The 13,106-nt window shown below is 49.5% G+C and carries 9 protein-coding genes and 1 tRNA gene; 5 read left to right on the plus strand and 5 right to left on the minus strand.

The features are described from left to right. Window positions 1–64: 64 nt before the first annotated feature. The gene (locus B7990_RS01080) at window positions 65–1,414 is read right to left on the minus strand and encodes a Na+/H+ antiporter NhaC family protein (RefSeq protein ID WP_088639223.1); all 1,350 of its coding nucleotides are present in this window, start codon (window positions 1,412–1,414) and stop codon (window positions 65–67) included. A gap of 121 nt (window positions 1,415–1,535) precedes the next feature. Between B7990_RS01080 and B7990_RS01085 the strand changes: the two genes are divergently transcribed. The 4 genes from B7990_RS01085 to B7990_RS01100 all read left to right on the plus strand — a co-directional run bounded on the left by B7990_RS01085 (window position 1,536) and on the right by B7990_RS01100 (window position 7,061). After that, window positions 1,536–4,154, plus strand: a complete 2,619-nt coding sequence (locus tag B7990_RS01085; RefSeq protein WP_088639224.1) for an RND family transporter — start codon at window positions 1,536–1,538, stop codon at window positions 4,152–4,154. A 9-nt stretch (window positions 4,155–4,163) separates the two neighbouring features. Then, entirely contained in the window at window positions 4,164–5,072 is a 909-nt protein-coding gene (locus tag B7990_RS01090) for an aspartoacylase (protein WP_088639225.1), read from the plus strand. 168 nt (window positions 5,073–5,240) lie between these two features. Further along, window positions 5,241–5,885 (plus strand): hypothetical protein, encoded by a 645-nt coding sequence (locus tag B7990_RS01095; protein ID WP_088639226.1) that lies wholly within the window; start codon window positions 5,241–5,243, stop codon window positions 5,883–5,885. A 105-nt stretch (window positions 5,886–5,990) separates the two neighbouring features. Beyond that, window positions 5,991–7,061, plus strand: coding sequence for an HAD-IIA family hydrolase (locus B7990_RS01100; protein ID WP_088639227.1), 1,071 nt, complete (start codon window positions 5,991–5,993; stop codon window positions 7,059–7,061). A 505-nt stretch (window positions 7,062–7,566) separates the two neighbouring features. Here B7990_RS01100 and B7990_RS01105 read toward each other — a convergent pair. Then, window positions 7,567–7,639, minus strand: a tRNA-Gly gene (locus B7990_RS01105). 71 nt (window positions 7,640–7,710) lie between these two features. Between B7990_RS01105 and B7990_RS01110 the strand changes: the two genes are divergently transcribed. Then, on the plus strand, window positions 7,711–8,322 hold the full coding sequence (locus tag B7990_RS01110) for a hypothetical protein (RefSeq protein WP_088639228.1): 612 nt from the start codon (window positions 7,711–7,713) through the stop codon (window positions 8,320–8,322). Window positions 8,323–8,500: 178 nt separating this feature from the next. Here B7990_RS01110 and nudC read toward each other — a convergent pair whose 3' ends face one another. The 3 genes from nudC to B7990_RS01125 form a co-directional block, all read right to left on the minus strand. Continuing rightward, window positions 8,501–9,331, minus strand: coding sequence for an NAD(+) diphosphatase (gene nudC, locus B7990_RS01115; RefSeq protein ID WP_088639229.1), 831 nt, complete (start codon window positions 9,329–9,331; stop codon window positions 8,501–8,503). 99 nt (window positions 9,332–9,430) lie between these two features. Further along, window positions 9,431–11,329: a biosynthetic arginine decarboxylase gene (gene speA / locus B7990_RS01120; protein WP_088639230.1), complete on the minus strand. Its 1,899-nt coding sequence runs from the start codon at window positions 11,327–11,329 to the stop codon at window positions 9,431–9,433. Between the two features lie 92 nt (window positions 11,330–11,421). Next, the gene (locus tag B7990_RS01125) at window positions 11,422–12,696 is read right to left on the minus strand and encodes a saccharopine dehydrogenase family protein (RefSeq protein ID WP_072826787.1); all 1,275 of its coding nucleotides are present in this window, start codon (window positions 12,694–12,696) and stop codon (window positions 11,422–11,424) included. Window positions 12,697–13,106: the final 410 nt, after the last annotated feature.

Raw genomic sequence — 13,106 nt, forward strand, 5'->3', positions numbered from 1 at the left:
GTAAAAACTGCTCAAATGAACAAATGAATTGAGCTTGCTGGGGCTTAAAAAATAGCCTTGCTATCTATTCTTGTGGCTTGTTTTTTCTTGGAGAAATGGCGATGAAAACGAGAACGCTCACGAGAAGCAGGAATGGATAGAACATGTAGGGGATTACGTCAAACGCGCTGATGTTTGCGTCTGGAATTGCTGTCGAAATGGCTGCAAGCGCCACAAGCATTTGTGCACCGTAAGGCAAAATCCCTTGAACCACGCAGCTGAAAATGTCCAAAAGTGATGCGGTCTTTTTCGGCGAAATCCTGTATTCGTTACCCATTTGCTTTGCGATGGGGCCAGCCATTACAATTGCAACGGTGTTGTTTGCTGTTGCAATGTCGAGAGCGCTTACCAAAAGACCTACGCCCACCTGCCCGCTGCGGTGCCCCTTAAATACTTTGTGAATAAAGTCAAGTAACGCTGCAAAACCGCCGTGAATGCGGATGAGACCGCATAGAGCGCTCACCAGAACGGCTACAAGGATCGTTTCGTACATTCCGGAAATGCCGTTCCCGATGTTTTGTAAAAGTCCAATCATGTCGAGAGGTCCAAAGCATACCATAATCACGGATGCGGCGACAATGCCGACCAGCAGCACTGTAAACACGTTGATCCCCGTAAGGGCAAGCACCAGTACGAGTACGTATGGAATCAGTTGAACGAGGTTGTATGGGCTTTCTGCAACGGTCTTTGCTTCTGTTGCAAAAGAAATTGCCGTGATAATTAAAATGGCAAGGATCGCCGCAGGGGAGGCAATCAAAAAGTTCACGTGGAATTTGTCTTTCATTTTGCAGCCTTGCGTTGATGTTGCTGCAATTGTTGTATCAGAGATAAAACTCAGGTTGTCTCCGAACATGGCGCCGCCAATCACGGTTGCAACGCAGAATGGAACGCCGAAGCCTGCAACTTGCGCAACCTCGACGGCAATAGGCGATACGACTGCGATTGTCCCGACGGATGTCCCCATTGCGGTAGAAACAAACGCTGCCACGACGAATAACACCACTACGGCAAACTGCGCCGGAATAAAATCCAGAAGCAGGTATGCGGCTGCCGAAGCGCTTGACCGCCCGAGAATCCCGGCGAAAATGCCTGCACAGAGGAATATCAGAATCATCAGGAAGATGTTTCTGTCGCCAAGTGCTCCTGCCATCACGTTCATCTTTCTGTCAAAATTCAGTTTACGGTTTTGCACACATGCCACAAAAATGGCCACCAAAAATGCCGCAACAATCGGGATGTTGTAAAATCCCATCGGAATCTTGAGTACGTATTCGAATGTGATGCCGAGTCCAAGATAAAGTATCAAGAAAACGGCGATGGGCAAAAGGGCGATTGGGTTACCCTTGATTTTTTCTTCTGTATATTCGTTTTGCATGTTCCAAAGATAAAAAAAGGTTTTCTGCCAGATTCCCTAAAAGCCTCGATTTTTGGCGTTTCGTCGGAAATTGCGGCGGACACAGCTATAGGTTTATGGGGATATTTATATATTTCTACGCATGAACACGAAAAAGTCGTTTACTGAAAGATTTTCACAGTGGTATATTCCGCTTGTCTGCCGGAATAAAAATAAGGCTCTAGCCTTTTACATTCTACTTGCCATTTTGATGGCTTTCCCGATTCTTGTAAAGCCGGGATTAAAGCTGGACGCCGACCTTTCGCACCTCTTGCCCGAGAATACGCCGAGCGTAAAGGCTCTTGAAGAGTCTTACCAGCGATTTGGTTCCACCGACAGATTCATGATTGCCATTCAGAGCGACGATGCGTACTTGGTCGCCGCCTTGCAGGATTCAATCAGTGACTATATTCGCAAAAATTGGCAGGGCGATGTTGTCTCGACTCAGGTTGATAACGACAATAAGTTCTTCAAGGATAATGCGCTTTTGTACCTCCCGGTCAAGCACCTTGAACGCATTCGCGACAACTTGGAAGATCTTCAGCTGGAAATTGGTCGAAAAAATGGGCCGCTTGTAGTCGATTTGCTTGGGGATGCCTCTGCCGATTCTTCGTCTACAGAAAAAAAGGAACGCATCTGGTTTGATGCTAATTTACCGCAGGAGCTGGGCCTTCCCGATGAAGCTGCTGGTGCTTTTGATTCGTTCTTTAAGAAGAATAAAGAAAAAACTGAACAGCAGGTTGCATCGTCGGACAAGCCGAAATGGGATGGCAAAAAGCCTGTTCCCGAAGATTTGAAGACGCGTCTTATTGGTTGCCCTCGTCCTGACAGTACAGGGAAAATCTTGTTCAATGGTATTGTCAATGCAAAGCTCATCAGGCCATCTACGGATTATGAGTTTGTAACGCATATTCTTGAACGCACGGATTCCTTGCTTGCTTTCTTCCGCAGCAAAACTTATCCTGTTCCTACACGATTCTCTGTAGAAGGAACTTATGAGGGGCTTAAAGAAGTCGATGAAGTGGCAAATGATTCCATTTTCTCGTTCGGCGTAAGCCTTGTCTTGATTGTGCTTCTGACAATGTTCTTCTTTAGGAGCGTGAAAGGCCCGATCCTTGTGACGGCATCTGTGCTTTATGCTTGCATTCCGACGCTTGCATTTACCGCTTTGTTCTACGGTAAGATGAACCCGTTTACGGTTTTTGTGGCGTCCATTATTCTTGGCATTGGTATTGACTATTCTATCCATATTTTGGGAACGGCACAAAAATTCTTGCAGAAGAGTTCTACGCTTGAAGAAGTTCTCGAACTTGCCCAGAGAAGGATGCTTAAGCCCTTTATTCTTGCAAGTTTTACGACGGTGGCCGCATTCCTTACGCTTTTGACGGCTCATTTCCGCGGCTTTTATGAATTTGGTCTTGTGGCATCGATGGGCGTGATTTTCAGTATGCTCACATCTGTGCTTGTGCTTCCTGTCTTTATCAAGTGCATGGGCGGGATCCCTGCTGCACCTAAGGGGAGTTTGTTACCAAAATCCTGGAGTGATGCAAAAATTGTCAGCTTTTTCAAGGTCCTTGCCTTTATCGGCTTTGCTCTTGGTATTGTGGCAATCTGGTTTGCACGAGATGTTGATTTTGAACACAACCTGCGTAATTTGCGCCGTGTTTCCATTGAAAAAACAGAAAAGAAAGACCGAATTGGGACTGGTGAAGCGCGTAGCAACAATCGCGCGTCATCGACTCCGGCGGCAGTTATGGGCAGCAAGTCAGAACAGCTGGATCTGCTGTACGACACCTTGATGGTGCGCTTGCATGTTGAACATGATACGTTGCTTCGCAGCTTCTTGACGCTCAAAACATTTGTTCCGCCTCTGGATTCCCAGGAACGCCGCCTTGAGGTGATTGAAGAAATTCGAGACCTTGTTGAGGCTAGAGTTTTCGACCGCGCTGAAGGGGAGGACTCCGCAAATGTGGCGACGCTCAGAAAACTTTCTTCGGTGGATAGAGCTTTTGAAGCTAAGGATATTCCTGATTGGGCTTTGGACCTGTTGCGTGAAAAAGATGGCAGCTATGGAAAAATTGGCTTTATCTATGGCGGATTCCAAAGCTGGGATGCTAAGGCTTTGCATTTGTTCCAGGACCGTTATGGACACTGGGATTTTGATGGCGAAAAATTACGCACATTCTCTTCGCAGTTCATTCTTTCGGATGTGATTCAGTCTGTGAAGGAAGATAGCTTTAGCCTTGCGTCTGTTATTATTATCGTCATTTTTGGTACGTTGGTCATTTCGTTCCGCAAGCCAAAATATTTCCTGGCGGGTTGCGTTTCGTTTGGCATGGGAACGCTGTTGACTCTTGGCGTTTTGGGTTGCTTGACGCATTTCTTTGAGTTTGGAAAAATCAGCATCTATAATGTGATTGTGATTCCGATGACTCTTGGTATCGGTATTGATGCGACGATTCACTTTATCACATCCTGGACTTCAAATTCTAATAAGAACATGTCGATACGCCAGCTCTTTGACACGACGGGCCGTAACGTGATGGCTAGCTCCACGACGACGATTGCGGGCTTTGTGGGGTTCCTCTTTACGACGCATCGAGGCTTGCAGGGCATTGGACACCTCGCTTGCATAGGAATCTTTATGTTCCTCGTGACAAGTGTTATCTTCTCGATGTATTTTTGTGGTTCCTGGCTCAAGAAAAAGGATGAAACGAAATAAGGATGATTTATGAGTAAGATCAACACAATAGTCGTTGCCGGTGGAACGCATGGCAACGAGCGCACGGGCGTGAGCCTGGTCGAAAAGTGGAAGGCTCATCCTGAATGTTATAACACGCTTTGTAAATCGGCAACGGTTGATGTAGTGCTTGCAAATCCGGAGGCGGTTCGCCTTAATCGCCGTTACCGTGACCATGACTTGAATCGCGCTTTTTCGCAGACTTGTTTGGATGTGACTGTAGAGCCTGCGCCGTATGAATTCCGTCGCGCTCGTGAACTCAATAAGATTTATGGCCCCAAGGGTGAGAATACGCGTACGGACTTGATTCTGGACGTGCACAATACGGGTTCGAACATGGGCTATTGCTTGATTCTTTCGACTCGTGATCCGTTCACGATGAAGGCGTCTGCTGTGCTCACGCAAGAATTCGAGGATGCCTGGATTTATTACCAGCCCGAAGAACGCAGTGCTTCTCCGTATTTTGGAACGGTCGCCAAGGCGGATGTGTGCATTGAAATTGGTCCGCAGCAGCATGGAACGTTGAACGCTGAAATTTTTGAACGTTCCGAAAAGCTCGTGAAACGTTATTTGGAACTTGCGGAAGAATGGAACCGTGGCGAGCTGCAGAAGCGCGCCCCGATTAAGGTTGAAGTTTATACGCAATGGCGAGACCTGGGCTACCCGAAGCCGCAGGGTGGTGGCGCCATACAGGCGATGATCCACCCGGAATTGGATGGTCATGATTACCGCGAACTTAAGAAGGGCGACAAACTTTTCCGCACGTTCGATGGCAAGGATATCCTGTTTGAAGGTGAACCGGACGGTCGATCGGTCTACCCGATATTCATCAACGAACCTGCGTACTACGAGAAAGACATCGCTATGAGCCTCACGGTGAAAACCGTGGAAGAATGGTGATATTAGACGAAAGACCGCTTCGCTGGTAGACGAGAGACGAAAGAAAAATCACTCGGCGCTTGTCATCCTGAGCGAAGCCCGTAAGGGCGTAGTCGAAGGATCCAGTGAAGTCTAGTTTTGGATCGTAGATACTTTTCTACATTTGTCGAGTAAAAAATAGAGGTCACAATGGCAGAAAACGAAGAAGAATTGAAGTCTATCACGGGCGAAGAAAGCCTGAACAGTTTTATGGAACTCGTGCAGAAGTTGAAGGACGAACCTTGGACTTCCCGTTTGAACGAAATTCTGGATGCCTTTGAAGATTTCTTGACGATCCGTCCGGAACCGCCTCAGTCCTGGCAGGACAACTATGCCTCTAGCGGTAAAAAGTTTGACTACTACCAGATAGTGTTGCCCGAAGATTTCCAGGACCCGTACGAAGACGATCTTGGAAACATCAACCGCTTGCGCGGTGAATTTGCCCGAGTGCCGAGTACGATGGCTCTTGAACATGAACTCGTGAGCCGCAATTACTTTATTTTTGAAAACGGCCATGCCGAACCGATTCCTGCACCGCGCCCGATTCTGATGCTCGAAAGCAAGGACCGTGCCGATGACGAAAAGCCGCAGGAAGGCGATATCACGTGGGATTGCTGCATCTCGATTTTTGCGGATGGTAGCTACGTAGCCTACAATCTCGATCACGATGACGAAGAAGAACTTGGCGAAGATTTCAAGGTCGTTTTTGAAAAGCACATCAAGACGCTTTCGAAGTTGCAGCTTGTGATTCCCGTGGAAGGTCGCGATTACGGCATCCTCCGTAGCGACGCATAAGGGCTTATCGCGCACTTGTCATCCTGAGCATCGCGAAGGATCCAGTCAAATCTAGAGTTTAAGAATCATCTTTCTCGCTAAGATGATGGTCAAAAGCGAATTTTAATGGAACAATTTGAAACAGAAATCTACCTGCGTTACAAGCAAATTATTGAATCGCAAAGTGCGAGTACGCCCTTGCGCACTCTTGTCATTCCCGGCTCCGACCGGGAATCTCCATTAGAAGCGGCTTTGCCTCGTTCTGTTTCTTTACCCGAACCGCCCCGTGTCCACATGGCGGATTTGCTGGACCGTTACGATGCGTTTTGCTTTGATGGCTATGGAACGCTCTACAATCGCGGTAGCTTTGTTTACCCCGGTGCGATGGACTGGTTTCAGATGCTCCGCCGTGCAGGGAAACATCTTCGATTGGTGACGAATGCTGCCTCGGATGTCGATGAAGTCTTGGCTCGTGATGCGGACAAGCGCGGTTTTGACTTTTCGACGGAAGAGACGATTTCGTCGGGGAGCTTGTTGCGGGAATTTGTGGAACGGCTGCGTCGTGGTGAACGCGCGGACGGAAATGCGACTGCCGGAATTGTGAATGGATGCGCTGGTGGAACTGCCGCGAAACCGCTTGGATTGCGCGAGGTCTATTACATCGGTCGCGAGACGGGCAAGCATGTGCTTGAAGCTTGTGGAATCACAGCTGTTGCGATGGATGCTGAACCTGCCGAGCCGATTGTTGCGATTTCTTCAGCGAAGGATACGCCAGAAACATTTGCGCGCGCGGTTAAGATTTTGCAGCGCCCAGGTGCAATCCTTCTCGTTCTCAATTCAGATGCATGGGCGCCCAAAATTCCTGATGAAAATGGCGTGACTGTTCGTGAACCTGTTTCGGGAGCGCTTTCAGAACGCTTGCGTCGTGATTCGATGTGCGAGGCGAATGGGGGAGTGGGCTGTGAAACTTATTACTTGGGCAAGCCCTTCCCGCAGATTTGGGAACGTGTTAAAGCTTCGCTTCCTGCGGACTCTCGTGTGCTGATGATTGGCGATACGCTTGGGACGGATGTGTTCGGCGCAAAAGTTGCCGGCTTTGACTCGGCGCTTGTGATCGGTCGAAATGTGCCAGCCGCAGAATTAGAAGCTGATGAAGTGGCTCTCGGAATCCGCCCAGATTATTATTTGGAACCGTAATTTATTGGGGATGGACCCCTCTTCTCGGGTTCTCGACCTGCTTATATCACTAGTAAAATAAAAGACCAGGCTTTGAGCCTGACTTTTTAATTTCGAGCGGGAACGGGTTTGATTCGTCGTCAGTCTCCGCTAACGCGGCTGACTCCTCACCCTAACGGGCTTATCGCTTGCGCGATAATTCCAAAATTCGCTCTTCGGACTTCGTCCATGATCGAATTTTGTCGAACCCTCTTCTCGGGTTCTCGACCTTATTTACGAATAAAAGCAAAAACGACACCATAAAGGTGTCGTCTTTGCTTTCGAGCGGGAACGGGTTTGATTCGTCGTCAGTCTCCGCTTGCGCGGCTGACGACTCACCCTAACGGGCTTATCGCTTGCGCGATAATTCCAAAATTCGCTCTTCGGACTTCGTCCATGACCGAATTTTGTCGAACCCTCTTCTCGGGTTCTCGACTTGTTCACAATCTAAAATAAATGGACCCCAAAAGGGATCCATTTATTTTAGAGCGGGAAAAGGGTCTCGAACCCTCGACATCGACCTTGGGAAGGTCGCGCTCTACCAACTGAGCTACTCCCGCGTGGGTAGTCTTAATTTAGTAAAATTAGGGGGCTTGTAAAGGGATGCCTTCTTTTTTTCTATTATTGAAATATGCTTAATATCAAGTTTAAATCTATTTGCAAAGTATTTACTCTCTTTGTTTGTCTTGTTTCCTTGAACACCGCTTGGGGTGAAGAGCGCTCCTTCTGGCAGCGCTTTGCGAACTTCTTTACGCCAACGGGAGCAGTTAAAGGTGAAGGTCCTGTGTTCGATGAACTCAGGAGTGTTGAATCGCAAATTGATAAGATTGAAGTCCAGTACTCTAGAGAGCGCCGTCCGGGCAATAAGACGCGTTACCGCAAGCAGTTGGACAGCCTCCGCAATGTCCGTGATTCGTTGATAACGGTGATTGAAAAAATGCCTTCGTCTGTAACGAGCGTTGCGCAGTCAAGCGCTGCCCTTTCTAGTGCTGCGCAGTCTAGCTCCAGTGCCGCTCAGTCGAGTTCTTCTGCGGTTGTTTCTGTGCCGGTGGCGAATTCTTCTTCTGCGATGATTCCCGCAAGCAGTACTGCAAATGTTGTCTGCTCTCGCGACACGGTCTTTGTCCACGATACACTTGTCGTGCGCGATACGGTCGTGATTCACGATACTTTATACGTTGTACTTGCGAACAAACCCGAGGCTGCACCTAAGACTGCTCCGAGTAAGGCGAAGAAAAAGTAACTGGATTCTTCGGGCTTTACCCTCAGAATGACATGATGAAAATGCGCGGCTTATCGGCCGCGCTTTTCTGTACTCGTCATCCTGAACCCTGTAAGGGTGATATATGAAACTAGGCACTTTAGTGCCTTAGTTGAATTAGGTTCGAAGGAGCAGGATCCAGTAATTTCTTGCTGTTGCATTATTCCTTAATCGTATATCCCGAACGGAAATTCTCGATCAGGCAACTGCTGATGCTTACGCTCGTGTCGTATTCGGGAATGTCTTCGCGCTTGACCCAAGTGGCGCAAGCGAGTTCCGCTTCTTGCATGTGAATCGTCGGATCGCCATCGAGTTCTGCTGTGTAGCCCGAGATGAGCGATTCCGAGAATGGCCACGGCTGGCTGCCAAAGTACTTGATGTTCTTCACGCGGACGCCCGCTTCTTCCAGGACTTCGCGCTTGACCGCCTGCTCAAGCGATTCGCCGATTTCCACGAATCCAGAAATCAGGAACATGCGTGTCTTGTCCGGATTGTCCAAGTTGCGAGCCATCAAAAGTTCATTGCCGTTGCGAACAGCGACAATTACGACCGGCGAAATCTTGGGGTAGACCGTGTTCTTGCAGCTTGGGCAGATCATGGAGCGTTCTTTGAGGCCACGCTTCATGAGGCATCCACACTTGCCGCAGAACTTGTTCAAACTTTCCCACTTGGCAATGTGTGCCGACGTTGCACCGCCGAGGCGCTCCAAATGGCTTTCAAGCGTACGGAACGTGCGGTTGCCGCGGAACTCATAGCCTTCTGGAACTTCTGGCAGATTCGTATTGCACAAGAAATAAACGTCCCCGTCAATGCTGATCAGGTAATGGCATTCGCACTGTGGAAACTCGCTTACACGCGGAATGGCGAAGTTGTCGCCAGCTTTCTTGAAAAGCGTTTGCTCGCCATTGAAAATAATCAAGTAATCAGTGGGCTTCGGTGCGATGTCTTTAAATTCGTTATCTAACTTGTGCGGAGCAATTTCGTGAATCATAAAATAGTTACTAGTATAACCAATGACACTTCTTTCGGCTCTTGGACCATGGGCGGGCAATCCCGCCTACAGTCCTGTCTACTTCCTACTGTCTACTTCTTACTCCAGATACGTGTATCCGTAAAGTCCGGAACGATAGATGTTCAAGAATTCCTTGCCTTCCTGAAGCGTAATCTTTCCTTCCTTCACAGAGCGCGTGACCCAGTTTTCCATGTTGCGGACAAGAGCCTTGTCGCTGAAGTTCACGTAGTCGAGCACGTCTTCCACGGATTCGCCGTCAATCACCTTGTCGATGTCGTAGCCGCCGTTGTCGTTGCAGACAATGTGTACGGCATTCGTATCGCCAAAGAGGTTGTGGAGGTCACCGAGAATTTCCTGGTATGCACCGACGAGGTAAACCGCGATAAAGTATGGCTCGTCTTTCTTGATCGGATGGAGCGGAATGGTTCGTGCCACTTCGCCGCCGCGAACGAACATGTCAATCTTGCCGTCACTATCGCAAGTCACATCCTGAATTGTCGTCTCAATCGTCGGCTCTTCGTCCAAACGCTGGATCGGCATAATCGGGAACACCTGATCCACGCCCCAGCTGTCCGGGAGGCTCTGGAAAAGGCTGAAGTTGCAGAAGTACTTTTCGGCAAGCAAGCGCGGAAGTTCGCTCAATTCATAAGGCGGATGGCGCAAGTCGCGAGCGAGCTGGTCCACCTTGCGGGCGATGCTCCAGAACAAGCGTTCGCTCATAGCGCGCGTCTGCAAATCCACGTCGCCCATCTTGAAACCGCTCAAGGTGTCGTCGTTAATCTGCATGGCATCGTGCCAGCTTTCGAGCAAGTTCTTCGGAGAAAGGCTCTTGTAAATGCCGTACAAGTCCTTCAGTGCTTCCGGCGCATCATCGCTGATTTCATGAATACTTTCGTCAAAGAACGCCTGGCCAGCCGTTTCAAGCACGTTGAACACCAGGATGGAATGGTGAGCCGAAAGAGCACGGCCTGATTCCGCAATGATGTTCGGGTGAGGAACGTCGCCGTTTTCGCAAGCTTCGTACATCGCGTACACGACGTCGTTTGCGTATTCCTGGATGGAATAGTTCACGGAGCTCGCGTTAGAACTGCGTGTACCGTCGTAATCTACGCCTAAGCCGCCGCCCACGTCCACGAATTCAAGGCCCATGCCCATCTTTCTAATTTGGACGTAGAACTGCGACACTTCGCGGAGTCCATTCTTGATATGGCGAATGTTCGTAATCTGGCTACCCAAGTGGAAGTGGATGAGCTTCATACAGTCTTCCATCTTCTCTTCCTTGATGTAGTCGAGAGCTTCCAAAAGTTCAGAGCTATTGAGACCGAACTTGCTGTGGTATCCGCCGGATTCTTCCCACTTGCCGCTGCCTGAGCTTGCAAGCTTGATGCGGATGCCGATGTTCGGGCGCACTCCGATGCGACGAGACAAGTCTACAACCAAGTGAAGCTCGTTCATCTTCTCGACGACAATGAAAATCTTCTTGCCCATTTTCTGTGCGAGGAGTGCAAGTTCGATAAAGTCTTCGTCCTTGTAGCCGTTGCAGATGATCAAAGCGTCCGGGTTCTGCATGTTCGCAAGAACCGCATGGAGTTCCGGCTTGGAACCTGCCTCGAGGCCGATGTTGAACTTGGAACCGTGACTCACCACTTCTTCCAAGACCGCACGCTGCTGGTTCACCTTGATCGGGAAGATGCTGTAATGGCCACCCTTGTAGCCATATTCAGTCGTCGCCTTCGTGAAGCACTCGTGAATCTTTTCGATGCGGCTGTCCAGAATATCCGGGAAACGCAACAACACAGGAGTCGAAACATCGCGCAAGGAAAGTTCCTGCACGAGCTCGTAAAGGTCAATGCTCGGACCGCCGTTCTTGATCGGCGAAACCGTCGCGTGACCCTTGTCGTTAATGTCAAAGTAACTTACGCCCCAACCCTTTACGTTGTAAAGATCTCGGGAATCGTCAATGCGCCATTTTTTCATGAATGATCCTTCGGATCAGTAGACAGTAGACGGTAGGCAGTAGACAGTTTTACTTGCGTTATTCCTGTCTACTTCTAACTTCCTACTTCCTACTAATCGACAAGCACCGGGTTGAAGTCTTCGTTCCACGGGAGACCGTACTTAGTGAGGGCTTCCATGAACGGATCCGGATCGAACTCTTCGACCGTATGCACACCCGGCTTGTTCCACTTGCCCGTGAGCACCATCATGGCACCGCACATAGCCGGAACGCCAGTCGTGTAGGCGATAGCCTGGCTGCCGAGTTCCTTGTAGCATTCCTGGTGGTCGCAAACGTTGTACAGATAGTAAGTCTTCGGCTTGCCATCCTTAGTGCCCTTGAAAATGCAACCGATGTTCGTCTTGCCCACCGTGCGAGGACCGAGGCTTGCCGGATCCGGGAGGAGAGCCTTGAGGAACTGGATCGGAACAATGTCCTGACCCTGGAACTTGATCGGCTGCGTGCTGAGCATGCCCACGTCTTCGAGGCAACGCATGTGGTCGAGGTAGCTCTGACCAAACGTCATGAAGAAGCGGATGCGCTTGATGCCCGGAATGTTCTGGGCCAAGGATTCAATTTCTTCGTGGTGGAGGAGGTACATGTCCTTCTTGCCGACCTGTGCGAAGTTGTATTCGCGCTTGATGCTCATGGCCGGAATTTCAACCCAGTGACCCTTGCCGTTTTCGTCCGTGTCCCAGTAGCTGCCCGGAGCAGAAACTTCGCGGAGGTTGATTTCCGGGTTGAAGTTCGTGGCGAACTTGTAACCGTGATCGCCGCCATTGCAGTCGAGAATATCGATTTCTTCGATCGTGTCGAACTGGTGCTTCAAGGCGTAGGCGCAGTATGCCTGAGAAACACCCGGGTCAAAGCCGGAACCCAACAATGCCGTGAGACCAGCCTTTTCAAACTTTTCCTTGTAAGCCCACTGCCAGCTGTAATCGAAGTAGGCGCTAAAGCCTTTTTCCTTGCAGCGCTTGTCGTAGACCTTGCGCCATTCCGGATCATCGATATTTTCCGGCTCGTAGTTCGCCGTGTCCATGTAGTTCACGCCACATTCAAGGCATGCATCCATGATGGCGAGGTCCTGGTAGGGGAGAGCGATATTCATCACCAGGTCCGGCTTGTATTCTCTAATAAGAGCAGAGACGTTCTCGGCCTTGTCCGCATCGACAGCGGCAGTCGTGATGACCGTCTTCGTATTCGGGCGGAGTTCCTGAGCCAACTTCTCGCAATTTTCGCGATGACGGCTGGCGATGCAGATTTCGCTAAAAACTTCGCTGCAGGTGCAGCACTTCTTGATAGCAACTGTGGCAACGGCGCCACAACCGATAATCAATGCTCTTGCCATTTTTTGTTTGTTCCTCATTTGTTGAGAGTTAATCCATCGGGATGGCGATCCCGGTAGAGAATGTTACTATGCGAAAATGTAGGAACTTTTTCGTATGACGAGTGAAGCGGGACTGCTTGCAGGACCATTTTTGAGTCTAAAAAAAAGGCACACGAAGTGTGCCAAAGACGAGTGCTGCAAAAATGAGCTTGCTCATTTTTATAGCCGAGTCGCACGACATGCACCCCAATGGGGTGCCATGTAGTAAAAGACGGGGGTACGTGCTTCTCGTCATTCTGAGCGAAGCGAAGAATCCAGTAAAGTTTCAAAAAACGCGCTTCGACCGCGTCATGGGGGCTTTTGCCCAATCCAGTAAAGTCTAGTTATTGCATATTAGCGGTGTCATCCTGAGCGTAACGCTAGTGAAGTCG

The organism is Fibrobacter sp. UWB4 (assembly GCF_002210345.1).
GTDB lineage: Bacteria > Fibrobacterota > Fibrobacteria > Fibrobacterales > Fibrobacteraceae > Fibrobacter.